General features: G+C 36.1%; 23 protein-coding genes. 8 read left to right on the top strand and 15 right to left on the bottom strand.

The window, feature by feature from the left end:
- Positions 1-31: 31 nt before the first annotated feature.
- The 12 genes from EG359_RS13475 to EG359_RS13420 all read right to left on the bottom strand — a co-directional run bounded on the left by EG359_RS13475 (position 32) and on the right by EG359_RS13420 (position 10,982).
- On the bottom strand, positions 32-643 hold the full coding sequence (locus EG359_RS13475) for an outer membrane beta-barrel protein (protein ID WP_076357041.1): 612 nt from the start codon (positions 641-643) through the stop codon (positions 32-34).
- A complete protein-coding gene (locus tag EG359_RS13470) occupies positions 627-1,436 on the bottom strand; it encodes an ABC transporter ATP-binding protein (RefSeq protein WP_076357039.1) in 810 nt (269 codons plus the stop codon). The genes EG359_RS13475 and EG359_RS13470 overlap by 17 nt, the downstream gene beginning before the upstream one ends.
- The gene (locus tag EG359_RS13465; RefSeq protein WP_076357037.1) at positions 1,436-2,188 is read right to left on the bottom strand and encodes an MlaE family ABC transporter permease; all 753 of its coding nucleotides are present in this window, start codon (positions 2,186-2,188) and stop codon (positions 1,436-1,438) included. Before EG359_RS13465 ends, EG359_RS13470 begins: the two co-directional genes overlap by 1 nt.
- A gap of 96 nt (positions 2,189-2,284) precedes the next feature.
- Positions 2,285-3,655, bottom strand: a complete 1,371-nt coding sequence (locus EG359_RS13460) for an exopolysaccharide biosynthesis polyprenyl glycosylphosphotransferase (protein WP_076357035.1) — start codon at positions 3,653-3,655, stop codon at positions 2,285-2,287.
- 43 nt (positions 3,656-3,698) lie between these two features.
- Complete coding sequence (locus tag EG359_RS13455) at positions 3,699-4,328, bottom strand: 7-carboxy-7-deazaguanine synthase QueE (protein ID WP_076357033.1); 630 nt, start codon at positions 4,326-4,328, stop codon at positions 3,699-3,701.
- 7 nt (positions 4,329-4,335) lie between these two features.
- Entirely contained in the window at positions 4,336-5,220 is an 885-nt protein-coding gene (locus tag EG359_RS13450) for a bifunctional 5,10-methylenetetrahydrofolate dehydrogenase/5,10-methenyltetrahydrofolate cyclohydrolase (RefSeq protein ID WP_076357031.1), read from the bottom strand.
- 27 nt (positions 5,221-5,247) lie between these two features.
- A complete protein-coding gene (locus tag EG359_RS13445; protein ID WP_084180541.1) occupies positions 5,248-6,072 on the bottom strand; it encodes a class I SAM-dependent methyltransferase in 825 nt (274 codons plus the stop codon).
- A gap of 3 nt (positions 6,073-6,075) precedes the next feature.
- On the bottom strand, positions 6,076-7,716 hold the full coding sequence (pgi, locus tag EG359_RS13440) for a glucose-6-phosphate isomerase (RefSeq protein ID WP_076357029.1): 1,641 nt from the start codon (positions 7,714-7,716) through the stop codon (positions 6,076-6,078).
- 204 nt (positions 7,717-7,920) lie between these two features.
- The gene (locus EG359_RS13435) at positions 7,921-8,526 is read right to left on the bottom strand and encodes a hypothetical protein (protein WP_076357027.1); all 606 of its coding nucleotides are present in this window, start codon (positions 8,524-8,526) and stop codon (positions 7,921-7,923) included.
- Positions 8,516-9,025, bottom strand: coding sequence for an RNA polymerase sigma factor (locus EG359_RS13430; protein ID WP_076357025.1), 510 nt, complete (start codon positions 9,023-9,025; stop codon positions 8,516-8,518). The genes EG359_RS13435 and EG359_RS13430 overlap by 11 nt, the downstream gene beginning before the upstream one ends.
- A 24-nt stretch (positions 9,026-9,049) precedes the next feature.
- Entirely contained in the window at positions 9,050-9,925 is an 876-nt protein-coding gene (locus tag EG359_RS13425; protein ID WP_084180540.1) for a TraB/GumN family protein, read from the bottom strand.
- 151 nt (positions 9,926-10,076) lie between these two features.
- Positions 10,077-10,982, bottom strand: coding sequence for a DUF4349 domain-containing protein (locus EG359_RS13420; protein ID WP_076357023.1), 906 nt, complete (start codon positions 10,980-10,982; stop codon positions 10,077-10,079).
- A gap of 209 nt (positions 10,983-11,191) precedes the next feature.
- Between EG359_RS13420 and EG359_RS13415 the strand changes: the two genes are divergently transcribed.
- Positions 11,192-12,550: an acyl-CoA dehydrogenase family protein gene (locus EG359_RS13415; RefSeq protein WP_076357021.1), complete on the top strand. Its 1,359-nt coding sequence runs from the start codon at positions 11,192-11,194 to the stop codon at positions 12,548-12,550.
- A 27-nt stretch (positions 12,551-12,577) separates the two neighbouring features.
- Here EG359_RS13415 and EG359_RS13410 read toward each other — a convergent pair whose 3' ends face one another.
- Entirely contained in the window at positions 12,578-12,955 is a 378-nt protein-coding gene (locus EG359_RS13410) for a MauE/DoxX family redox-associated membrane protein (protein WP_076357019.1), read from the bottom strand.
- 154 nt (positions 12,956-13,109) lie between these two features.
- Here EG359_RS13410 and EG359_RS13405 point away from each other — a divergent pair, with 154 nt between their 5' ends.
- Positions 13,110-13,355: a bacteriocin-like protein gene (locus EG359_RS13405; RefSeq protein WP_076357017.1), complete on the top strand. Its 246-nt coding sequence runs from the start codon at positions 13,110-13,112 to the stop codon at positions 13,353-13,355.
- A gap of 113 nt (positions 13,356-13,468) precedes the next feature.
- On the opposite strand, the gene EG359_RS13400 is transcribed toward EG359_RS13405, so the two are convergent.
- Together EG359_RS13400 and lon are read right to left on the bottom strand one after the other, a co-directional pair.
- Complete coding sequence (locus EG359_RS13400) at positions 13,469-14,581, bottom strand: AI-2E family transporter (RefSeq protein WP_076357015.1); 1,113 nt, start codon at positions 14,579-14,581, stop codon at positions 13,469-13,471.
- Between the two features lie 214 nt (positions 14,582-14,795).
- On the bottom strand, positions 14,796-17,201 hold the full coding sequence (gene lon, locus EG359_RS13395; protein WP_076357013.1) for an endopeptidase La: 2,406 nt from the start codon (positions 17,199-17,201) through the stop codon (positions 14,796-14,798).
- A gap of 260 nt (positions 17,202-17,461) precedes the next feature.
- On the opposite strand from lon, the gene EG359_RS13390 reads away from it, so the two are divergent.
- From EG359_RS13390 to EG359_RS13365, 6 genes are all read left to right on the top strand, one after another.
- Positions 17,462-19,615 carry a peptidylprolyl isomerase gene (locus EG359_RS13390; RefSeq protein ID WP_076357011.1) on the top strand — a complete coding sequence of 718 codons (2,154 nt, stop codon included), beginning with the start codon at positions 17,462-17,464 and terminating at the stop codon, positions 19,613-19,615.
- A gap of 129 nt (positions 19,616-19,744) precedes the next feature.
- Positions 19,745-20,695 (top strand): MlaD family protein, encoded by a 951-nt coding sequence (locus tag EG359_RS13385; RefSeq protein WP_076357009.1) that lies wholly within the window; start codon positions 19,745-19,747, stop codon positions 20,693-20,695.
- Positions 20,696-20,703: 8 nt separating this feature from the next.
- Positions 20,704-22,032, top strand: a complete 1,329-nt coding sequence (locus EG359_RS13380) for a (Fe-S)-binding protein (protein ID WP_076357007.1) — start codon at positions 20,704-20,706, stop codon at positions 22,030-22,032.
- A gap of 123 nt (positions 22,033-22,155) precedes the next feature.
- On the top strand, positions 22,156-22,779 hold the full coding sequence (locus tag EG359_RS13375) for a hypothetical protein (RefSeq protein WP_076357005.1): 624 nt from the start codon (positions 22,156-22,158) through the stop codon (positions 22,777-22,779).
- On the top strand, positions 22,769-23,548 hold the full coding sequence (locus tag EG359_RS13370) for a (Fe-S)-binding protein (RefSeq protein WP_076357003.1): 780 nt from the start codon (positions 22,769-22,771) through the stop codon (positions 23,546-23,548). The genes EG359_RS13375 and EG359_RS13370 overlap by 11 nt, the downstream gene beginning before the upstream one ends.
- A 97-nt stretch (positions 23,549-23,645) precedes the next feature.
- Positions 23,646-24,461, top strand: coding sequence for an FkbM family methyltransferase (locus EG359_RS13365; RefSeq protein WP_076357001.1), 816 nt, complete (start codon positions 23,646-23,648; stop codon positions 24,459-24,461).
- Positions 24,462-24,531 lie beyond the last annotated feature (70 nt).

Raw genomic sequence — 24,531 nt, 5'->3', positions numbered from 1 at the left:
AGGATTTTAAGTTGTTATTTTCGATTTTTGATTAAAATTTATATCCCAAACCTACCATAAATAAGTTAGGCCTGTTGTCATATCTGATCTCAGAACCGGAAACCTTGTTGATGAAATTTCTTTCATCCTTACTGAATGCTCCTTCATATTTTGCATTCACAATAAGCTTTTTGATTTCAAGCTGTGCCCCGAATTGATATCCAACTGTAAAATCATTTTTAGCATTTTCCTTGAAGTCATTATAGGTATTGTCCTTGCTTAAATTAAAGCTTCCTACAGGCCCTACAAAAACACCCAGCATATTACCCAAAACATTGTATCCTAAAAGAACCGGAACATCTATACGGTTGCTTTTAACATCAAAAGTTGTGTTCTCTGTAGTAAACTCATTTTTGAAGTGAGTATAGTAAATTTCCGGCATCAAAAAGAAAGCAGTAGGCAGCCCTACCTTTAAGGAAAGTCCTGCATTGAATCCTACATTGTTTTTTCCTGTTCCCTCAATAGCATCATTCACGGTTCCTTTAATGTTTGACCATGATGGTGAGCCTGTAGGAAATATTAAGTTAGCTTTAGCTGCCAGTGATATCTGCGCAGAAGCCCACATTGAAAACCCTACTAACGCTATACTAAGTACCTTTTTCATTATCGTCTATTTTTGTATTTTCAATCGTTTTATTATTCTCAAGTAAGTATTCTCTCAGCTCTTTAAAAAGTTCTGAAGAATAAACGAAATCAATCAGATTTTTATTGCCTGCCGTAATCAGGATATCCTTATTACCCTCCCATTCCTTGATTCCGAGTCTTAGGTATACAATTTTCTCGCCAATCGTCATTACAGAGTTCATGTCGTGAGTATTGATGATAGTTGTAGTGTTATATTCCTTGGTGATTTCGTAAAGAAGATCATCAATTACCTTTGATGTATACGGGTCAAGTCCGGAATTGGGTTCATCACAGAACAGATATTTAGGATTGTTTACAATTGCTCTTGCAATAGCAACCCTTTTCTGCATTCCCCCGGAGATTTCAGATGGATATTTCTTATCGGCCTTGTCAAGATGTACTCTTCCTATTACTTCGAAAACTCTTTTCTTTTTTTCTCTATAAGTAAGGTTGGTGAACATATCAAGCGGGAACATAATGTTTTCCTCTACCGTTAAGGAGTCAAACAATGCACTTCCCTGGAATACGGTTCCTATTTCTGAACGGAGTTGCTGTTTTTCTTCCCTGTTCATGGTGTTTACATCTCTGCCGTCAAACAAGATTTCTCCGGATGATGGCATATAAACATTCAACAAACTTTTAAGAAAAACGGTTTTCCCGGAGCCACTCTGCCCAATAATTAAGTTTACTTTTCCTTTATCAAATGACGTTGAAATTCCCTTAAGCACTTCAACATCATCAAAACTTTTCTTAAGATCCTTTACCTCAATCATTAGCTTAATATTAATTGGGTTAAAATTAATTCAGAAATGATAATGAATACCATTGTCCATACCACGGCCTGCGTACTGGCTCTACCTACTTCAAGAGATCCTCCTTTTACAAAGTATCCGAAATAAGACGGAACCGTTGCAATGATGAATGCAAAAACAGTGGTTTTGGTAAATGCATAATAAATAAATATATTAGGCATATACATTTGAATACCAGTGATATAGTCGTTAGGCGTCCAGTTTCCTGTTAAAAGGCCCGCAATATACCCACCACCAATACCAAATACAATACTGATCGCGATAAGAAGAGGATTGAAAAGCATACAGGCGATGATTTTTGGAAATATCAAAAAGTTGGGTGAATTTACTCCCATAATATCCAAGGCATCAATCTGTTCAGAAACCCTCATTGTTCCAATACTGGAAGCAATATAGGAACCTACTTTACCGGCTAAAATTAAACTGATAATGGTAGGTGCAAATTCCAGAATAAGTACTGCTTTTGTTGCATATCCTACGAATGCGGGAGGAATAGGAAAAGAAGAAGCATCAAAGTTATTGAACATTTGAATGGCTACTACTGCTCCTACGAATATAGACGTGAAGATGACAAGTCCGAAAGAATTTACTCCCAAATCATTAATTTCTCTCATGAACAGCTTCCAAAAAACTTTCATTTTCTGGGGTTTCTGCAGGGATTTTCCTAGAAGGATCATATATTCCCCTACTGCTGTGAAAAACTTTTTTAACATGTTGCTAAATTAGACTTTTTTATTGAATTAGGCTAAGGTTGAAGTGAAGACTAAAGCCTAGAAAATGTTAAAATTATCCTCACCTTAAGCTCAGCTTTATTTTGCGTTTTTATCACCGCCAATGACTAATAAAACGGTTTTTAAAATAATGACCAGATCCAGTACAAAACTCCAGTTTCTTACATAAAATGCATCAGCCAGAATTCGTTTTTTCATTTCTACTTCTACATCGCCGGAGTCTCCGCGTAGCCCATTTACCTGTGCCAGACCAGTAATTCCGGGGCTTACCATACTCCTTAAACTATATCTCCCGATTTTTGGTTTGTAGTAATTATCTACAGCCAGCATATGAGGGCGTGGTCCTACAACGGACATTTCTCCTTTTAATACATTCAGGAATTGTGGCAGCTCATCAAGGCTTGTTTTCCGTAAAAATTTCCCTATTCTGGTAATTCTCGAATCATTTTCTTTGGTGGTTTGTGTTGTAGATTCGTCATTTACAACCATGGTTCTGAATTTGACACAGTCAAAAACCTCCTCATGGAAACCATATCTTTTTTGCAGAAAAAAAACAGGCCCCTTAGATGTTGTCTTGATTAATATGGCTATAATCGGAAATACCCAGGAGCAAATAAAAATCAATACAATAATTGAAAAAGCAATATCAAACGTTCTTTTCATCAGGAAGTTGGAATAATAATCCAGTGGATATCTCGCCTGATTAAGAACGGGTTGAGTCTGTATATATCCAAGATCATACAGGAAAAAATCACTTTGTGTGATGCTTGGAATCAAAGAAATATGAACCTTATTGTCTTCTGCCAGTTTGAATATTTTAGATTCTACATCTTCGCTGTAAGAGTTCTCTGTAGATAAAAATAAGGTATGAATTCCGTTGCTTTTCCAAAAGTCAACCAATTCTCCTGTGTTGATATCTAGGCTATTATATTCAAATATCTTGTATCCATAGTCTTTACGATTTTTAAATATATTTTTCAGAATCTCAGTGGAATCGTTATCTCCTAAAAACATTACATTTCTATAGTTAGCTCCTAAAGATCTGAAATACTTAATGGAAAAATAGATAAATGACTTTGCCAAAAAGATAAAAGCGAACAGATAGAAAGACAACCAGTAAATATCCGAATTGAAGAATACATTTTTACTTACCTTTCCAATAAGCAGAACACCAAGTATAAAAGATATAAAATGAATTAAAAGGCGCTCCAGAAATAAGGTATAGGTAAGATTCCTTGGGATATTGTATATTTTTGTTCTGCCGCTTAGTAACACCCAGAACAAAAATATTAACATCAGTGAAAAAGCGTTCTGATACCAGGTTTCCGTATGATATTTTAAATCTTCGTTTCTGCTTATAAAAAAGAATATAAAGATAGATGCAATAACCATAAGGTCAAGCAAAATGATGATCGATTTCAGGTATCTAGAGTATCGAATTCTCTGCATCTATCGGTATTATATCGAATACGGCTAGCTAATGTACGTATTTTTAAGGGATATTCAGATATTTATGTGTCTGAACTGATGCCTGCCATTCCGGATGCTCCAGAATGAAGTCCGTAATCTTAGGGTACATCTCATCTCTTTTGCTCCATTCGCTTTGAAGATAAAGCTTACAGTTTTCGGAAACTTTTGCTGCCTGTTCCTGCGCAAATTCAAAGTCATGATTGTTGAAAACGATCACTTTAAGCTCGTTTGCGTTATGATAAATTTCTTCTTTTGGCAGCCCGGTTTTCTTTGGTGAAAGGGTGATCCAGTCCAAATGTCCACTCATAGGATAAGCTCCTGAAGTTTCAATATGAATAGTGCATCCAAGTTCTTTTAGTTTGGATGTTAGTATTTCCAGATTCCAGGTTAGGGGCTCACCACCTGTAAGAACTATTGTTTTACAATGTTTAGCTGCTGTTTCCGCAATTTCAGCTGCATCCATCAACGGATGAAGTTCCGGGTTCCAGCTTTCCTTTACATCGCACCAATGGCAGCCTACATCGCAACCACCCAGCCGGATAAAGTAAGCGGCTTTTCCGGTATGTGCTCCTTCTCCTTGTAAAGTGTAAAAATGCTCCATTACGGGGAGCATTTTACCTTCTTTTAATAAAATATCTTGTTCTTTATTCATTTTAAAATTAGTCGTTATAGACCGAAGTTTTATAGGCAATGATGGTATTTTTCATCAACATTGCTCTTGTCATTGGGCCTACTCCTCCGGGAACCGGTGTAATCCAGCTTGCCTTTGCTGCACAGCTATCAAAATCTACGTCACCAGCAAGGTAATATCCTTTTGGAGAATCATTATCTACTCTTGTAATACCTACATCAACAATTACAGCTCCTTCCTTGATCATTTCACCTTTCAAAAAGTGAGGATCTCCTAAAGCGGTAATTACAATGTCAGCCTTTTTAGTATATTCTTCGATGTCTTTAGTGTAAGAGTGTGTAAGCGTTACAGTAGAGTTTCCAGGGAAATCCTTTCTTCCCATCAGGATGCTCATTGGTCTTCCTACAATTTTACTTCTTCCAATAATTACACAGTCTTTTCCTTTAGTCTCAATATTATATCTTTCCAATAATGTTAAGATTCCGAAAGGGGTAGCTGGTAAGAATGTGTCCATTTCCAATGCCATTTTTCCGAAGTTTTCAGGGTGGAAACCATCCACATCTTTTCTTGGATCAATAGCATTAATAATTTTTTCCTGATCAACCTGATCCGGTAGAGGTAACTGAACAATAAACCCATCTACAGATTTAGATTTGTTTAATTCATCAATTTTCTCCAATAATTCAGATTCAGAAACTGTGCTTGGGAATTTAATTAAGCTGGATTGAAATCCTACTTCCTCACAATCTTTTACCTTAGCATTTACATAGGCCTTGCTAGCTCCATTATTTCCTACAAGAATAGCTACCAAATGTGGTGCCCTTCTTTTGCTTGCAAGGATTTTTTCCACTTCAACCTTGATCTCTGCTTTTATTTCCTTGGATACTTTAAGTCCGTCAAGAATTTCTGCCATTTTTACTTTTTTTACTTTTATTTAGATTTAGATTTTTTCAAATACAACAATATCCTGAAACTCATCGGCATTTTCTTTTTCTACATCATTTCTCCAGAATCCTTCTTTTATGGTGATAACTTTCAACCCTGTTTCCTGTGCCATTTGATTCAATAGCGGAATGCTTACGGCAATATTTGCAGCAGTTACCTTATCGTCCATCAGCCTGTATCCATCATATTGATGTGGGAAACTCATGCTGCCCCTTTCTGTTTTAGATTCATCATACAGAAAAAATGTAGCCAGACACTGTCCGTTGTCCTTTAATACTCTGCTGATTTCTTGCAAATATTGCTTGATCTCAGGAATTTGCATATGCGTAAATACTGAGAATAGAAAAGCCTTGTCAAATTGAGCATCCTCATAAGGAAATGTAAAGTTTTCAGCTTTTTGACTGAAAGTATTGTACAGATCATTATAAATAGGTGTAAACTTAAAATTGAAGTTCGGATATTTTTGGTGAATGTGTTTGTCACACCATTTAATTCCTTTTTCCACAGCATCAAAGCCATCATAAGTTCCCTTATCTATAAATCCGGATAGGGCAACAGCTGTTCTTCCGATTCCGCACCCTACATCCAGAACATGATCTGAGTTTTTAAGAGCAATGTATTTTTTCAGAACGTTCATCTGACGAATCCCATGAGGGATAAAGTCACTGCCTCCCACATAAATATCACCCTTTTTAGGTTCATTTTTAGCTCTTTTCCCGGTAAGTCCTTCATACAGGTCTATAGGAAAATAATAAATTTTTCTTCCTAAAAGACGAAGCCCGGGTGGCAGTTTATAATAATATGATCTTAATGCAGACATCTGCTATTTGTTTCCTTTATAATAATTAATCAATCCATTGGTAGAGCTGTCGTGCGAGCTTACCACTTCACTGCTTTCAAGTTCAGGTAAAATTTTGTTGGCTAAAACTTTCCCTAGTTCCACCCCAAACTGGTCAAAGCTGAAGATGTTCCAGATAACACCTTGAACGAAGATTTTATGCTCATACATAGCAATTAACTGTCCTAATGAAAAAGGAGTTAATTCTTTGAATATCATTGAGTTTGTAGGTGTGTTTCCGTGGAAGACTTTATAATTTAATAATCTGTCGATTTCCTCATCAGATTTTCCTGCATTTGTAAGCTCTTCCTCCACTTCTTCTTCAGATTTTCCAAAGGCAAGTGCTTCAGTCTGAGCAAAGAAGTTGGCTAATAATTTATCCTGATGGTCAGAAACTTCATTACAGCTTTTTGCATAAGCAATAAAGTCTGCAGGAATCAATTCTGTACCTTGATGAATCAGTTGGTAAAATGCATGTTGGCCATTTGTTCCCGGTTCTCCCCAGATAATTGGCCCTGTTTCGTATTCAACAAATTCACCGTTTCTGTCTACACATTTTCCGTTGCTTTCCATATCTCCTTGTTGAAGATAAGCAGCAAACCGGTCTAAATATTGAGAGTATGGAAGAATTGCATAGCTTGTTGCAGCATAGAAGTTACGATACCAAATTCCTAAAAGTCCCATTAATACAGGAACGTTTTCAGAGAATTCTTCAGTCTGGAAGTGCTGATCTGTGTCAAAGGCACCTCTTAGCAGCTGTTCAAAGTTTTCATATCCTACAGCTAATACAATACTTAGTCCGATAGCACTCCAAAGAGAGTATCTTCCGCCAACCCAATCCCAGAATTCGAAAATGTTTTCCTGTGCAATTCCGAAGCTTTTAACTGCTTCAATATTAGTAGATAAAGCCACAAAATGTTTGGCTACGTCTTCCTGTTTTCCAGCTTTAAGGAACCAGTCTTTTGCTGAATTTGCATTCGTCATGGTTTCCTGAGTTGTAAACGTCTTGGAAGCAATGATGAATAGGGTCGTTTCAGGATTTAGGTTTTTAACAACCTCTGCAATATGATTTCCGTCTACGTTAGAAACAAAGTGAACATTTAATCTTGTTTTGAAATGCTTTAAAGCCGAACAAACCATTACGGGTCCCAAATCTGAACCTCCGATTCCGATGTTTACAACATCTGTAATCTCTTTTCCAGTGAATCCTTTGTGAGTTCCTGAAATGATTTCCTCAGAAAATGATTTCATATGATCAAGAACACTTTTGATCTGTGGCTTGATATTTTCTCCGTCCACAAGAATTTCACGGTCAGAAAAATCCCTTAAAGCAGTATGCAGCACCGCTCTTCCTTCTGTTTCATTGATTTTATCACCAGAAAACATTTTGGAAATGGCATCCCTTAACTGGCATTCTTCTGCCAATTGTAATAAAAGTGCCTTTGTTTTTGAATCGATTAGGTTTTTAGAATAATCAAAAAGAAAATTGTCCTTTTGTAAAGAGAATTCTTCAAAACGGTTAGGGTTATACTGGAAGAGACTTCTTAAGTCTAAATCTGTTGATGCGAAATGTTCGTCAAGGGCTTTCCAGCTGTTGGTTTGTATAGGATTTATTTTTGATAGCATGCTTAGAGAATTAAATGATTCAGAAAATAATGGCTAGGATCAAAATTTTTAGAAATCCATAACACTTTATTTCTGATCTGCAAATTTAAGGAAAAATAAAACCTCAAATAAATTTGAAGATGATAAATAACAATTTTTTAAAAAACAAAACCTCAGAAATACTCTGAGGCTCATTTTTAATGTCTGTAAAAGATACTTTAAATGTTATTCATCTATTTCGTTTAGAATGTTTTCCAGTTGTTTGGCATGACGGCCATAGATGTATTTTGTCCATAGAACAATATTAACTATAATAGCGATTGTGCCAATAAGAACACTTATAATAAGAGTTTGCTGATAAGAATTGGTTACACTTTCAAGGGTCATTCCTTTTTTTGCCAATACTTTATAAAATTCAAGACCTAGGGTGATCATAAAGTGAGGCAATAGCAGGAATCCGAAAGACTGGTATCTTTCCATATTAAGTTTTAATTCATGGTAGATTTTCCAGAGACTGTGTTTAGTATTTCCGGTATAAAGTTCTGTCTGCTTATAAAATTTGTAAAATCCAAATAAGTAATAAGAGGATATTACTACAAGCATGGCATAAGAGGTATAATAAATAACGTATTGAGAAACTGGAAATTTTAGTATTTGAGGAAAGAATCCGATAAGAATGATGGCAAGAACCTGCATTGGAAACTCTTTCTTCATACTCTTTTGAATTTTTTCTATAGGATGTCTGCTTTCCTTTAATTGCGCTATGTTGTCAGGAATAGTGACGTTACCGTCTTCATTATTCCATTGTTCTTTTAATTGATCAAAGTTCATAACCTGATTTTTTTATGATTTGTTGTATTTTTTCTTTTGTTCTGTTCAGTTTTACACGGGCATTGCCTTCGCTAAGCCCGAGGTTGCTTCCTATTTCTTTGTGTGACATTCCCTCCATGAAATAAAAGATGACGGCTTTCTCCAAAGAGTTTAATTCTTGGACAGCATTATAAAAAATTTCTAATTGCTTATCTTTTGTTGGGTTATAATCTTCCTGTTGTACTTCAAAATGATGTGGAGCATCTGTATGATTGCCGGACCTTTGTTTTTCCTTTTTCAAATAAGTGATGGCAGTATTGATAGCGACACGATACATCCAGGTAGAAAATTCACTGTTTCCCTTAAAGCTCTGATAGGATTTCCAGAGCTGAATGAGGATTTCCTGCTGGAGATCTTCCCGATCCTCTATAGAATCGGCGTAGATTCGGGAAGCTTTATATAGAATGCCTTTGTGCTGATTAACAAGCTTTAAAAAGGCTGTTTCAGTTGGGTTACTCACAATCGTTTCATGGTTTAGTTATCACTATAAGCTTGATACAGGTTTTACAGTGTATCCTTTTGCTTTCAAAAGGTTGATTAGCCCGTTCTTTCCCCAAAGATGACCGCTTCCAACGGCAAAGAAAGAGCTTTGTTTCTTCATTATCGCGGGCATTTTTTCTGCCCATTTTATATTTCGGTCAGTCAGCATTAATTTTTCCTGTTTTTTATTCATGAATTTTGGGTCTTTAATAAGCTGGTCCAAGGTTTTTAGATTTTCATTTTTAAAGGCTTCGGTCATTTTTTGTGAAGTGATGGCATATTCATTACCTAATTTCAGTTGGGATATTACTTCTTTCAGGTTGTATGCTTCCCCAATTGCATATGCTTGATCATCAACTTTTTCTAGCCCATTCACACTTTTTTTGTTTTTTAAAGCCGCTTTAAGAAGTTCAATTTCATACATTTTCACTTCAGTCTGAGGACATGGGATGGCCTTTGTTGCTACAAGAGCGTAAAGAGCCTGTGGACTGTAGCGGTCAACTTTTTTCAGATCTGCTCCATAATTGACAAGTACTTTATCCAGTTCTGCGGCCTCTTCAGAAGTAAGTTGTTCAGATATTTTTTTATCTGCAGACATCATTTTTTGCATGGCACCCATTTCGTTTTGATCGGTGTAATTGATCTCCATAACAAAATTTTCCGATTGATTAAGCGCGTTCCAAATCTTAGGTTTTATATCAAAATCTTTGTTGCATAAGATATGAAATGTTCCGGCAATATAAGATGGCTTAGAAAGTCCATTTCCGGATACTTCCCACAGCAGGCTGTTGTCGTTGTCCGTTTTCTTATCCTGCGCTGCTGAAGTCATGAAATTCATTGATAATAATGCTGTGAATCCAAGTTTTACTAAATTTTTCATATTATTTATTTTTTGATTTTCTGTTCTTTTAAATAGTAGGTAAGGACAGTATTATTATCGTTACAGTTTTTTTTCAAAAAAATAAAAACCTCCCATAAATAGGAGGTTGTAAAATCTAAAATTATGATGATAACCAATTGGTTAGGTGTTTTTATTCCTGGATTTTAGGTTGCTCAGGTCTTATGGCTTTTCTTTTTCTGAAAAAATAGATCAGTCCGCCGGCAATTAATAAGAGTGGCCAGATGTTAATAAGTGCAACAAAGATTCTTTGAATCAGGTAGAATCCATAAACGAAGCCATCTTTAGCATCGTAGATAAAATTGTATCTGTATTTATTGTCAATGCTGTTGGTAACCGCAATTTCTGCAACACGTAATTTTGGTTCCTTGATGTAAATATCAACAGTGCTGTATTTCAGATTGTCTGCCATGTTCATCGTAGTTAGCTTTTGAAGATTTCCCTCAGACATATTCTCATTGCCCAATGCTACCTTGTCTTTATTAGCTTTGATCTTATCAATGTTTTCAGAAGTTTTTTGGTTTCTTTTTGCTTCCAGTTCGGAGTATTTGATATTAGCCGTTATATCCTCTGCATTAATGGTTCGTGAGTTGAGAAACAATTTGTTCGTATTGATTGCTGTCAAAAAATCTCCCAGTTTTTCAGTGGGTACTCGTACCTGTATTGTATTTTCACTCTTGTATTTTTTGATGAGCATGGCTTCCGTGTCAGAAGTGTTGTAGGTGTCTTCAGAAACAACATTGCTTTGAAGATTGCTTTTGGTAACAAAACCTCCAAGCTCCTGAACTGATTTTTCAATGGCAATGGTAGCATTATACACATCTTTTACATCCATATTGACATCTGCTGTTTTGATAAACTGCTTGTCCTTTACTTCCATGCTCGCAGCTGATGAAATGCTGTCTGATGTTGTAACTGCGGCAGAATCAGCAACTGCATAATTACTAAGTTCATTGGTACTGGCTTCTCCTTTTTTACATGAATAAATTCCCAATAGAAGAACTGCAGATAATGATAATTTAATGTAAGTTGTTTTCATAGTGTACTATTTTTGAGGTTTTGCTTGAGTCAAAGTTCTGTCAGGATCTTTTGTAATGCTTGAAAATCAAAAGTAAAAAGTTTGTAAAGGAAATGTTCTGATTTAATTTGCTGAATATTAGTGTTTTGTAAAATAGTATATTGGGTGGTGACTTGGTTTCGGAGTAATTTTTGCTTATCTTTTTACAAACTAAATCACAATATATCATTATGTCAAATACCTTTTCCAAAATCAGAAATGCAATAGGATTGTTTACATCCATAGATTTTGACCAGTTAAGCGCCATCTCTAAAAAAGTAGATTTGCCCAAACTGATGCATAATTTTTCAAAATTGGACGATAAACAGCTTTCAGGACTTATGAAAATGCTTGATCCTGATAAGAAAAAGAAAGAACTTCCTCCCATTGATGGAGATTTTTATGACATCTACCATACCTTGTCTCCTGAGCAGCGAGAAATTCAACTGAAAGTAAGAGCCTTTATGGAAAAAGAGGTGAAACCTTTGGTGAATCATTATTGGCTAAGAGATGAATTTCCTTTTGAATTAATCCCAAAATTCCAAAAGCTGGATATCTGTGGAGTTACTTACGAAGGGTACGGATGTCCGGGAATGCCATTCCTGATGGAAGGGGTCATTGCAATGGAAATGGCGAGAATTGATGCTTCCATTGCTACTTTTTTCGGGGTACAGTCTGGATTAGCAATGGGGTCTATATACATTTGTGGCTCAGAAGAACAGAAACAGAAATGGCTTCCACAGATGCAGAAGTTTGAAAAGATAGGGGCATTTGGACTTACAGAGCCGGAAGTTGGCTCCGGAGCTGCGGGAGGCTTAACGGTAACCTGTAAAAAAACAGAAGAGGGCTGGGTGTTGAACGGACAGAAAAAATGGATAGGAAATGCAACCTTTGCAGATCTCGTTATCATCTGGGCAAGAGATTTAGACAGTGGAGAGGTAAAAGGATTTATTGTAGAAAAAGATAATCCCGGATATTCTGTTGAAAAAATCAAGGGAAAAATGGCGCTCAGAATAGTTCAGAACGGGTTAATTACCTTGAAAGACTGCCTGATTACAGAAGAAAACCGCTTGCAGAATGCTAATTCATTTAAAGATACAGGAAAGGTGCTGCGAATGACAAGAGCTGGAGTAGCTTGGATGGCAACAGGTTGTGCAAGAGGAGCCTATGAAAGTGCATTGGCATATACCAGAACAAGGGAACAGTTTGGAAAGCCTATTGCTTCATTTCAAATGATTCAGGGGCATCTTGTGGAAATGTTATCCAATCTTACGGCCATGCAGACTATGGTCTTCAGGCTGTCTGAAATGCAGGATGAAGGAATTTTAAAGGATGAGCATGCTTCACTGGCCAAGGTTTTCTGTACCCTGAGAACAAGAGATATTGTTTCCAGAGCAAGAGAAGTAATGGGTGGTAACGGTATTTTGCTGGAATATGATGTTGCCCGTTTTGTAGCTGATGCTGAAGCAATTTATTCTTACGAAGGAACAAAAGAGATCAATTCGCTCATCGTAGGACGATCGATTACAGGATTCAGTGCATTTGTGTAAAAAGTAATAGATAGTAATTACTACCGGTTAGCCCACTAGGTTTTTATACTTGTCTTTATTGTCAATAATGATCCAGATATTAATAATGAACAGTACAGCAGAAATTGTAATGCCTATATTTGATGGATCCCTGAATAAGTTATGGATTAAAATTCCCACTAATACCGGCAGTATAACGATAGCACCTAATGCTCTTGTTTTTGGAAAAATGAATAATAGTCCTCCAATTACCTCTACAGCTCCCACTAAAGGTAGTAACCAGCCTATTTCTCCAAATGCAGCATAAATTTTCATTTGGGCTTCAGTAAGTGGCGGGGTTGGATTGTAATGAAAAAACTTGTCTAATCCTGCATTGATAAACATAATTCCGAATAAGAGGCATAGAATGAATTTTATATATTTCATGATTAAATATTTTATATCTAATGTAAAATAAAAATATTATTTTATCATTCATTTTTAATAAAAAATGAATAGGGTTGTGTTAATGGTAGGTTAATGTTGGATTTTGTACAATTTTATTATTTATATTTGAAATACAAATTAAACTGATAATATTATGTTGAAAAATCTTAAAAAATTAAACCGTACATCTTTAAGAGAAATTCAAGGTGGAGTAGGTATTGGGAAATGCGATATCGGTCCTATAGGATGTCCGTGTAAGATTCCCCCAGGTGATCCTTGTTTAGGAGGAGGCCCGGGAGGTGGAGGAGAAGATTATGGTTACTGCCCTGATATACAATCTAATATTCTTTGTACAGAAACCTGTCCAAACGGAATGAGCCCCTATTGCGCTCTTCCTTAATAAAATAAAAAAGACTGTCTTATTTCAAGGCAGTCTTTTTTATTTAAAGTTTATTATGAATCAATTGTAATGATTTCAACTAAATAGATGTTTTCATCACTTATTGATCATTATCAATCCATTTCTTTCAGGGTAATATTCTTTGAAATTTTATAACTTTTCTTCTTTTTATTGGGCTTTTCTTCTTCACCAAGCAATTTACCCCAAGGTCTCAGATCCTCCACCCTTTCACAGATAATTTTAATGATGGCAATGGCTGGAATACAAAGAAACATTCCAGCAATACCCCAAAGGTGTTCGCCCAAAAGAATTCCCACAAATGAAAATAAAGCATTGATCTTTACCTTAGAACCTACAACAAATGGAAGAACAATATTTCCATCCACGGCATGTACGGCAATATAGCCCATAGCTACATAAATACAGGTTGATGGGCTGGAAGTGGCAAATGCAATGAAGCACGAAATTACTAGAGAAATAAAAATTCCCAAATAAGGAATTACATTCAGCAAGCCTGTTAAAACAGCCAGAAGAATGGCGTATTTTACTCCTAAAACAGTAAGAACGATTGAAGTAAGCGTAGATACTATAATAACCTGAAGAAAAAGTCCGAAGATATATTTCTTGGTCATAATGCGGATTTCATTCACCGCTTCTTCTACACTTGACTTGTGTCTTTCATTAAAGACCGCAATAATAAAGTTATTTAAAAGTCTTCTGTAATTTAAAATAAAGATGAAAAATATGGTAAAGAATATGATAAAGCCAAAGCCTGTTGAAAATATTCCGAATGTAAAACCTAAGATGGCTCCTGATGAAGAAAGCAACTTATTCAGTCCCTGGTTGATATAATCCACCTGTTCATCTACCTTTACATTGAATGTCTTCGAAATCCAGTGCTGGAAGCCATTAAAGACTGTCGTAAACTGTTCCCTGAGATGGGGGAGATCTTTACTGAAATCTGATAATTGGGTGCTAAAGAAATATATTAACCCGCTTAAAATCATTAACATGATAAAAACAGAGGTCATTGTTGACATAGATCTTGGGAACCTTAGTCTTCTCTCCATAAATGTTGCAGCCGGTAAAAACAGCATTGCCATTAGGAAAGCAAGAAAAAACGGAGCTAAAATGCTCTGTCCTAATGCCAAAAGATAGCCAAGGCCGATGATGGAAATAACAACGAGCGTAAGTTTAACAAGGAAGGGTAATCTAAGAAAATTCATAATCTAAAATCTACAGTATGGAATAAAAATAAGCAAAACCCATTGAATTAAAGAAATTTTTATTCAATCAATGTGGATTTTTTTTCTGCATATCAAATTTCATTCCACCTGATGGAGCAAAGAAAAGCTTTGATATACAAAAACAGAAACACGTTCCAATGATCAGAACGTGTTTCCTTATTGAGAAGTTAATATGTTATATTGATAAGTTGCCTTATTTTTCAATGGCGATGTCAATGACTTCCTCCATTCTGTTTACGTAGTGTACTTTAAGGTTCTTCAAGTAGTCTTTTTTGATTTCCTCTACGTCTTTTCTATTAGCCTCACAAAGAATTACTTCCTTTATACCGGCTCTTGTTGCAGCAAGAAGTTTCTCCTTGATTCCACCTACCGGAAGAACTTTTCCTCTTAGGGTAATTTCCCCCGTCATGGCAAGGTGCGGCTTTATCTTTTTGTTTTTAAAAGAAGAAACCATAGAAGAAAGCATTGCTATACCTGCCGATGGTCCGTCTTTAGGAGTTGCCCCTTCAGGAACGTGAACGTGAATGTTTTTCTTATCCAGATCTTCCTGAGCAATTCCCAATTCATCATGCTTGGCTTTAATATACTCTAAGGCAATGGTAGCAGACTCTTTCATAACGGTCCCCAGGTTTCCGGTCATCGTTAATGTACCTTTTCCGTTGCTTAAAATACTTTCAATATACAAGATGTCTCCACCTACGCTTGTCCAGGCTAAACCTGTTACTACACCGGGAACTCCTGTAATCTCAGATAAACTCTTCGGTCTTGGAACTCCAAGAATTTCATCCACTTTTTCAAGGGAAATTTTTGGATCATAATCTTTTACTAAAGCAGTTTGTAACGCTACCCATCTTGCAATGGAAGCAATCCTTTTCTCTAAAGATCTCACACCACTTTCTGAAGTATGAGCTTCGATAATGTGCTTAAGTTCAGGATTTCCAAGCTTGAAAGATTTAGTATCCAAACCATTTTCCTCTTGTTGCTTCTTGATTAAGTGTCTTTTAGCAATTTCAATCTTTTCCTCAAGCGTATATCCTGCAATTTGAATGATTTCTGTTCTATCCAAAAGAGGCGTTTGAATGGTTGAAAGGGAATTGGCTGTTGCAATAAACATTACCCTTGACAAATCGTATCCCATTTCAAGGAAGTTGTCATAGAATGACTTATTTTGTTCAGGATCAAGAACTTCTAATAGTGCAGAACTTGGATCCCCGTGAAGACCTTGTCCGATTTTATCAATCTCATCCAAAACAATTACCGGATTGGAGGTTCCTGATTTTTTAATAGACTGCAGGATTCTTCCGGCCATCGCACCAATATATGTTTTTCTGTGTCCGCGGATTTCACTCTCATCATGAAGTCCACCCAGAGATAATCTTACATACTTTCTACCCAAGGAGTCAGCAATAGATTTTCCTAAAGATGTTTTACCTACTCCCGGAGGGCCTACCAACAATAGAATAGGAGATTTCATGTTGTTTTTTAATTTTAAAACAGCCATGTGCTCCAAGATTCTTTTTTTAATGTCTTCCAGCCCGAAGTGCGCTTTATCTAATACTTTTTCAGCTTTTGCAATATCGAAAATATCTTTGGTGTAGGTATCCCAAGGAAGATCCGTAAAGAAATCCAGATAGTTTCTTTGTACGTTGTAATCCGGAGAATTAGGATTTTGACGCTGCAGTCTGCCAATTTCTTTTTGGAAATGTTCTTCAACTTCCTTACTCCATTTTTTCGTTTTTGCTTTAGCAATAAGATCTTCCACATCACTTTCAGGTCCGCCACCCAATTCTTCCTGAATGGTTCTGATCTGTTGATTCAGAAAATACTCTCTTTGCTGCTTATCAAGATCCTTTGAGGTTTTTTGATGAATCTGGTTTCTTAGTTCCAGCTTTCTGAAGTCCTCATGCATCATTTCATAGCATTTATTGGCTCTCTCCATCATGCTTCTTTCCTCTAGTAATCTCTGCTTTTCAAGAGATGGGAAGCTTGCATTTGTACAGATGAAGTTCAGCAGATCATCATTGTTGTTAATGTTCTTGATAGCAAAATTTGCTGCATTGGGAATATTGGGATCCAGTTCAATGATTTTTAAAGCTAGATCCTTAATGTTTTCCAGCAAGGCATCATATTCCTCCTCATTTTTAGGCTTAGCATCTTTTAATTTTGAAATTTCAGCTTTAAAATAAGGCTGATTATCAGTCATTTTTTTGATTTTGAACCTGTGAAAACCTTTTGTAATTGCTGTGATATTACCCTCAGGAAGCTTAATGATCTTAATGATCTTCGCAAGTGTACCAGTGGTATAAATATCTTTCTCAGTAGGCTGTTCAAGATCAGAGTTTTTCTGGCTTATAATCCCAATAAAATCTCCGTTCTTCTGTGCTTCCTCAATAAGCTGTATTGATGTTTTTCTTCCAGCAGTAATAGGAATCACCACATTCGGGAACATAACCATATTTCTTACGGGAAGTATCGGGAATATTTTCTGTTCGGAATTCTTATCAGTCTCTGCAAAGTCGGAAAGATTGATTTCCTCAGCTACAATATCAAAACCGTCGCTGATCATTTCCTCTAAACTCATATCTTCAAATTCTGTCATAATGAATCAAATGACAAATTGTCATTTTCGTTTTTAATCGTTAAATAGATTTTTTATAATATAGCCTGAAAACGTGCATTATATTATAATGTTGTAAAATGCACAATACTTATGCCATTTGTTTTTTGCTAAAAAATATGGTCAAAATTTCCTTTTTTATGTAATCTTTAGGATTTAAAATTAAAATAAGGAACTTCTATTTCTGTAATTTCTTAAAAATGTGTATTTTCGCAAACTGATAAAAAACTATAATTTATAAAATGGCAATTTTAGGACAGATTAGGAGTAAGCCTTGGCTTTTGATGGGAGTAATAGCCCTAGCGCTTTTGGCGTTCTTGGTAAACCCAGATAGTATCGACAAGGTTTTTGGTAAGAATCCTGACGTTTTAGGAAAAGTAAACGGTGAGAAAATCACCCGCGAAGAGTTCAATGATCAACTTTTCGTGCTGCAACAACAGGCAGAGCAACAAGGTCGTCCGAAAAACGGTCTTGAAGAGCAGGCTTGGCAGTTACTTGTACAATCTAAGCTTATCAAGCAACAGTTTGAGAAATTGGGCTTTGAAATGACTGATGATTATTTCTGGAACCAGATCCAGTATGATCAGATGTTTGCCCAAAATCAACAGTTCTTTGATGAGAAAGGTAACTTTAAAACTCAAGAGCTTAAAAAAGAAATTGAAACATTACAAAGCACCAATCCTCAAGGATATGCTCAATGGTTAAAAACCAAAAAAACAATTGAGTATAGACTGATGGCTAGACAGGTGTTTTCCAATATTTCAGCAGGTATCACTACGGGTAAAAAAGAAGCTGAGGAATTGATGAAGCAAAGAGATCAGCTTGCTGATATCGACTTCGTAAAGGTAGACTATGCAGCATATCTTCAGAAAACGAAGATCAATGTTTCTACAGAAGATCTTGCGAACTACATCAAGCAGCATCCGGTAATGTTCAAGGCAGAGCCTAGCAGAAATATCGGAATTGTATATTTCCCGTCTAAACCAAGTGCAGCAGATGATGCAGCGGCTTTAAAGGAAATTACGAAATTATACTCAGGAGGTACAGATGCTAGTGGAGGTACTGAAAACTTCCAGAACACAAAGAACGATTCTATGTTTGTTATGGCAAACTCAGATTCTCCTTTCAATCCTCAGTATGTAAAACCTACACAATTGCCTGCAACCATACAAGGTCAAATCGCAACAGCTGCGGTAGGACAAACATTTGGTCCTTACAAGGAGCAAAACTTCTATGTAGTTTCTAAACTTGTAGGTAAGAAGACTTCAGATTCTACATTGTCAAGACATATCCTGATTGCTTTCAAAGGAAGCCCGGCAGGAGAGGGTGTGACAAGATCTAAAGAGCAGGCTAAAAAATTAGCTGACTCTATTGGAGCAATTGTAAAAGCAACTCCGGCTAAATTTACAGAGTTTCTTAAACTTTCAAGTGATCCAAATTCTGCAGCACAAGGGGGTAGTCTAGGTTGGACAACTCCAGAAACACCTTTCGTTCCTGAGTTCCTTGCTTATTTAGCAAGCAATCCTAAAGGTGCAACAGGTGTTGTGGAAACACAATTCGGATATCATATCATTAATATTGAAGATAAAAAGTCAGGATCAATGGGCTATCAGGTAGCTAATCTTGTAAAAGAGATCAAGCCTTCAGATGCTACGGAAGCTGACACGGATAAAAAAGCTAGAAAATTCATTCAGCAGGTTCAGGGGAAATCATTTAATGATTTTGTGAATATTGCTAAAAAAGATAACTATCAGTTCTCTAACCCTAAAGCTGCAAAGAGATTTGAAGGTCAACTTCAAGGATTAGGTACAGAAAAAGATGGAGAAATCTTGGCTTGGGCTTTCGATAAGAAAAGATCCAAAGGAGATACAGAATTCTTTACTGTAGACGGAACGGGTGATAAAATTGTAGTATACCTAAACGGAAAACAGGAAGCAGGTCTTGCTGATCCGGAATCTGTAAGAGACCAAATTGAGGTTCTTGTTAAAAATAAATTGGCTGCAAAACAAATTTCTGATAAAATTGCAGGAGCGAAAGCTTCAAACTTAGATCAGATTGCTAAATTATTTGCTACTACAAAACAAGCTGCTCAGGTAAATCTACTGAACCCTTCAATTGCCGGTTCAATGGAACCTAAAGTTGCCGGTGCTGCATTTGGTGTGGCAAAAGGTAAACTTTCTAACCCGGTTGAAGGAGGAACAGGAGTTTATGTATTGATCAAAAAATCAGAGACAGTAAACAAACAACCTGGTGATCTTAAGCAGTTCACAGAGTCTATTACCCAGAGAAATGCAGGTATGTTCGGACAGGCTTGGTTAAAGAGTCTTCAGGATAATTCTGACATTCAGGATTACAGAATTGAGATCTGGAACAAGGTAGGAAACCAACAACAATAAGAGATTCATCTTATCAATATAAAAGCGACAAATATTTTTGTCGCTTTTTTTTTGTATTTAACGCAGAATAATAAAGGAAAAGATTTATTTAAAATGTACTATATTTGCTTATTAGAAAAAAATTAGCAAGTGAAGTTCAGTAAAGAATTAAAAGCTGGTGTGATCACACTTTTAGCTATCGTAGGCTTTGTGTTGTTGTTTCAATTTATGAAAGGGAAGAGCCTTTTTACTACCGACAATATATTTTATGCAAAATATGACAATGTAGAGGGCCTTGCGCAATCTTCAGCTGTTTCTATTAACGGGCTGAAAGTAGGGCAGGTTGATAAGATTATTCCCCAAACTGCAAAAGATGGCAAAATTAGTTTTGTCGTTAAAATTACAGTGGACAACAAGTTTGAGTTTTCAAAAAACTCAACCCTTGAAATTTTCGAACCTGGATTAATGTCTGGGAAAGAAATGAGAGTAAACCTTGTATATGGAGGAACTCAAGCAAAAGACGGTGATACTCTTATGGGTGCATTTAAGCTAGGAATGATGGGAAGTCTTTCTTCTCAGGTAGGCCCGGTTAAAGATCAATTACAGGTTGTATTACACAGAGTAGACTCCTTAATGACGAATGCCAATCAACTCGTTGATGCGCAAAATAGAGCTGAAATTAAAGCTTTATTATCCAACCTTAATAAAACAGTAGGAGCATTAGAAACCACAGCAGGAAGTGTAAACAGTCTGGTGGGACACAATGATCCTAAGCTTCAAAAGGTCTTAGATGATGCAAGTCTTACTATGCAAAGTGGAAAAGTAACTTTGGATAAGTATGGAAACCTTGCACAGAGTATTGATACCAAGCAATTGAATTCAACTATTGCAAACCTAGATGCTACCGTAGGAAAACTGAATCAGGTGATTGGTGGAATAGATAAAGGGCAGGGTAGTTTAGGTAAACTGATGAAGGATGAGCAACTTTACAATAATCTGAATTCAGCATCTTCGAATTTGAATTCATTGATTGAAGATATGAAAGCGAACCCTAAGAGATATATTAATTTCTCTGTTTTCGGTAAAAATAATAAAGACTAATACGCCTTATGCAGTACATCGATAACATTATTTTCCTGATTTTATTAGTGGCAGGATTTGGACTGTTTGCCAAAAGCCTGTTAAAGATCTATAGAAATATCAGACTAGGTCACGAGATCAATAGAAGCGATAGAAAATCTGAACGCTGGAGTACCATGGCAAGAGTAGCTATGGGACAAAGCAAAATGGTAAAACGCCCTGTTGCAGGTATTCTACACCTTTTTGTGTACGTAGGTTTTGTTATTATTAATATTGAACTTATTGAAATTATTGTTGATGGATTATTCGGTACGCACCGTTTCCTTTCCATCTTAGGACATGATTTTTATAATTTCTTTACTGCAACCTTGGAAGTCCTTGCGCTTCTTGTTGTTATTGGTGTAGTTGTATTTTTCATCAGAAGAAACTTTTATGGAGTTAAAAGACTAACCATGAAAGAACTTTTCGGATGGCCAAAACATGATGCAAACTGGATTCTTATCATAGAGTTTGCCCTAATGATGGCTTTCTTTAAAATGAACGCTGCAGACTTTGTATTGCAGCAAAGAGGATTGCTTCCGGAACATGGGAGTTTTCCTATTAGTTCAGCCATCTTAGGTCCCATTTTCGTTAATTTTGGTGACGGAACTTTATTCTTTACAGAGAAAGCTGCTTGGTGGTTCCACTTTGTAGGAATTCTTTTCTTCATGAACTATCTTTATTATTCAAAACATTTACATATAATTCTTGCTTTCCCAAGTACATGGTATGCCAATCTTGAGAAAAAAGGGAAATTCAATAATCTTGATTCTGTAACAAAGGAAATCAAATTAATGATGGATCCTAATGCTGATCCTTATGCCGCTCCGGCAGAGGGAAGTGAAGCAGATACTCCGTCTAAATTTGGGGCAGAAGATATTTTTGATCTTAATCAGGTACAATTGCTCAATGCTTATTCATGTACAGAATGTGGACGTTGTACTTCTGTTTGTCCGGCTAATATTACCGGTAAGCAGCTTTCTCCGAGATTAATCCTGATGAAAACCAGAGATAGATTGGAAGAAGTAGGGAAAAATATTGATAAAAACGGAAAATTTGTTGATGACGGTAAGAAGTTGTTAAACGATTATATCACAAAAGAAGAGCTTTGGGCCTGTACTACATGTAACGCATGTACAGATGCTTGTCCTGTGTTGTTAGACCCACTATCTATTATCTTTGAAATGAGAAGATTCCTGGTAATGGAACAATCTGCTGCACCACAAGAGCTAAACCTAATGATGACGAACGTGGAAAACAATGCTGCTCCTTGGCAGTATAACCAAGCTGACCGTTTGAATTGGGCCTCAGAAAACTAGGTCAGAGAGCAGTAGTTATGATAGCGCTTTCACTTACCTGAATTATATTGCTCCAAATTACTTTGTTAGCAAAAAAATTGAAGAAAACCCTGTAGAAAAACCCATTGAAACCAATGATTTGAAATGAAAAATATATTTTTTGCTTTTTTATTGATTTGTTCCGGTTTTTTGATGGCACAATCTGCAGATCAGAAAAAAATACTTGAGGATTCAAAAGCCTTTATGTCTTTGTTTGAAAAGAAAGACTACGAGGGAATGCTAGACCTTACCCATCCTGCAATTTTTGAAAAAGTTGACAGAAAAATGATGGCTGACAGTTTCAACAGCCTGTTTGAGGGTAATGATGAATTCAAAATGGAATTGGTAGAAACTGATAAAAACATATTCAGTGTTTCAGATGTTTTTACCACTCAGGATAATACCAAATATGCATTCAGTACCTATCTGATGAAGATGAAAATGATCTTTCTGAAAGAGAGTTTTGATGAAGATAAAAAGAAAATGATGCTGGGAATGATGGAGGCACAGGGTATGAATGCCAAATTTTTAAACGATACAACCTTGGAAATGAGTAAGCAGAGTATGATCCTTGCCCTCAATGATAAATCAACAGGAAATACCTGGAAGTATCTGAATTATGACGAAGCTAATCCTTTATATGTTTCCATAGTACCTGTGGAGGTCATGAAAAAGGCAAAGGAATATTATGCTAATTTATTAATTAAACAAAAAGAAAATGCAAATTAAAACAATGGCAGAATATGCTGCCGAAGGAAGATCCCCGGAAGTTTTATTTTGGGTTGGATGTGCTGGAAGTTTCGATGACCGCGCCAAAAAAATTACAAAAGCATTTTGCAAGATATTAAATAAAATAGGTGTTGAATTTGCGGTTCTGGGACAGGAAGAAAGCTGTACCGGAGATCCTGCAAAAAGAGCTGGAAACGAATTTGTTTTCCAGATGATGGCCCTTACTAATATTGAAGTTCTGAATGCTTATGAAGTAAAGAAGATTGTAACGGCTTGCCCACACTGCTTCAATACCCTTAAAAATGAATACCCAAGCCTGGGTGGCCACTTTGATGTAGTACACCATACCCAATTCCTTAAAACCTTAATGGAAGAAGGAAGATTAAAAATTGAAGGAGGTGCTTTCAAAGGAAAGAAAATCACATTCCATGACCCATGTTACCTTGGAAGAGCTAACGATGAGTATGAAGCCCCAAGATTACTGCTTGAAAAGCTGGATGCAGAGCTTGTAGAAATGAAGCGTTGCAAAACAAACGGTCTTTGCTGTGGAGCAGGGGGAGCACAGATGTTTAAGGAACCTGAAAAAGGGAATAAAGACATTAATATTGAAAGAACGGAGGAAGCCCTGTCTTTTGAACCTAAGGTGATTGCCACCGGATGCCCTTTCTGTAACACGATGATGACAGATGGAGTAAAGCATTTCAACAAAAATACAGAGGTTGCTGTAAAAGATATCGTAGAACTTCTTGCTGAAGCAGACGATTTATAAGAAGTAATCTATATAGAATTATAAAACTCAGGAATCTTCCTGAGTTTTGTTTTTTTTGCTTAAAATTACAGCATCTTACAACCTATTAAAAACTAATATGAGAAGTTTTTTAGCCTCATTTTTTAAATTTATTTTAAGCTTTCATTTTTTCGGACAGAAGTATTTTGCCTTTCATAAATATATTTTCAAGCCCTATCGTCTTTTTCGAGGAGTACAGAAAAACATTATTTATAGAGGCTCAATTCAACTTGATCTGGACCTGGATGATTGGATTCAACAGCAATTGTATTTCTTAGGTGATTACGAAAAAGCTGAAATAGACTACTTGTGTTCTAACTTACAAAAAGGAGATAACTTTATTGATGTTGGTGGAAATATTGGACTTTTTTCCTTAAATGCTTCCGGGATTGTTGGAAGCGGTGGAAAAGTGTACGCTTTTGAAGCTTTTAAACCTAATTACGAGAAGTTCTCCAGACATCTTAGCCTTAATAGTTTCAAGAATGTCACTTTGGAGCATCTTGCTATTTCCGAGAAAAGTGGTTACCTTGAAATTCTATATAATGATCATTATGATAATGTAGGAATGGCATCATCCTATCTAAATGATTTTACGGCTAAAGAGATAGTAGAAAGTGTAAGCTTGGATGATTATATAAGGGCCCAGAAAATAACAAAAATTGATATAGTTAAAATAGATATTGAAGGTGGTGAGTTTTCAGCATTAAAAGGGATGTCAGATATTTTAACACATTATCAGCCTAAAATAATTATAGAAATCAACAATATAGCGCTAAAGAGTTCTAATCATAGTGAAGGCGAACTGATACAGATATTGCACGGAAAAGGCTATACTAAAACAAAAATACTAAGCAAAAGTGAGGGTTCTTATAATGCTGTATTTGAGCGTATTTAATCCTTAGTTATTTTCTTGAAAGATATTCTTCATTCGCTTTCTGAAGAAAAAATCGTAATTTTATACTTTA

This window comes from Chryseobacterium joostei (assembly GCF_003815775.1).
Taxonomy (GTDB): Bacteria; Bacteroidota; Bacteroidia; order Flavobacteriales; family Weeksellaceae; genus Chryseobacterium; species Chryseobacterium joostei.
The sequence above is the reverse complement of the archived record's forward strand: the minus strand, read 5'-3'. Positions and strand labels throughout refer to the sequence as shown.

Bases quoted from the DNA above. Each gene is read 5' to 3' on its own strand.
- EG359_RS13380 (WP_076357007.1), top strand. From the start codon at position 20,704: ATGCAGTACATCGATAACATTATTTTCCTGATTTTATTAGTGGCAGGA.
- EG359_RS13415 (WP_076357021.1), top strand. From the start codon at position 11,192: ATGTCAAATACCTTTTCCAAAATCAGAAATGCAATAGGATTGTTTACA.
- EG359_RS13405 (WP_076357017.1), top strand. From the start codon at position 13,110: ATGTTGAAAAATCTTAAAAAATTAAACCGTACATCTTTAAGAGAAATT.
- pgi (WP_076357029.1), bottom strand. From the start codon at position 7,716: ATGCTATCAAAAATAAATCCTATACAAACCAACAGCTGGAAAGCCCTT.
- EG359_RS13475 (WP_076357041.1), bottom strand. From the start codon at position 643: ATGAAAAAGGTACTTAGTATAGCGTTAGTAGGGTTTTCAATGTGGGCT.
- EG359_RS13425 (WP_084180540.1), bottom strand. From the start codon at position 9,925: ATGAAAAATTTAGTAAAACTTGGATTCACAGCATTATTATCAATGAAT.
- EG359_RS13375 (WP_076357005.1), top strand. From the start codon at position 22,156: ATGAAAAATATATTTTTTGCTTTTTTATTGATTTGTTCCGGTTTTTTG.
- EG359_RS13435 (WP_076357027.1), bottom strand. From the start codon at position 8,526: ATGAACTTTGATCAATTAAAAGAACAATGGAATAATGAAGACGGTAAC.
- EG359_RS13370 (WP_076357003.1), top strand. From the start codon at position 22,769: ATGCAAATTAAAACAATGGCAGAATATGCTGCCGAAGGAAGATCCCCG.
- EG359_RS13465 (WP_076357037.1), bottom strand. From the start codon at position 2,188: ATGTTAAAAAAGTTTTTCACAGCAGTAGGGGAATATATGATCCTTCTA.
- EG359_RS13365 (WP_076357001.1), top strand. From the start codon at position 23,646: ATGAGAAGTTTTTTAGCCTCATTTTTTAAATTTATTTTAAGCTTTCAT.
- EG359_RS13460 (WP_076357035.1), bottom strand. From the start codon at position 3,655: ATGCAGAGAATTCGATACTCTAGATACCTGAAATCGATCATCATTTTG.
- EG359_RS13445 (WP_084180541.1), bottom strand. From the start codon at position 6,072: ATGTCTGCATTAAGATCATATTATTATAAACTGCCACCCGGGCTTCGT.
- lon (WP_076357013.1), bottom strand. From the start codon at position 17,201: ATGACAGAATTTGAAGATATGAGTTTAGAGGAAATGATCAGCGACGGT.
- EG359_RS13450 (WP_076357031.1), bottom strand. From the start codon at position 5,220: ATGGCAGAAATTCTTGACGGACTTAAAGTATCCAAGGAAATAAAAGCA.
- EG359_RS13470 (WP_076357039.1), bottom strand. From the start codon at position 1,436: ATGATTGAGGTAAAGGATCTTAAGAAAAGTTTTGATGATGTTGAAGTG.
- EG359_RS13410 (WP_076357019.1), bottom strand. From the start codon at position 12,955: ATGAAATATATAAAATTCATTCTATGCCTCTTATTCGGAATTATGTTT.
- EG359_RS13420 (WP_076357023.1), bottom strand. From the start codon at position 10,982: ATGAAAACAACTTACATTAAATTATCATTATCTGCAGTTCTTCTATTG.
- EG359_RS13455 (WP_076357033.1), bottom strand. From the start codon at position 4,328: ATGAATAAAGAACAAGATATTTTATTAAAAGAAGGTAAAATGCTCCCC.
- EG359_RS13390 (WP_076357011.1), top strand. From the start codon at position 17,462: ATGGCAATTTTAGGACAGATTAGGAGTAAGCCTTGGCTTTTGATGGGA.
- EG359_RS13400 (WP_076357015.1), bottom strand. From the start codon at position 14,581: ATGAATTTTCTTAGATTACCCTTCCTTGTTAAACTTACGCTCGTTGTT.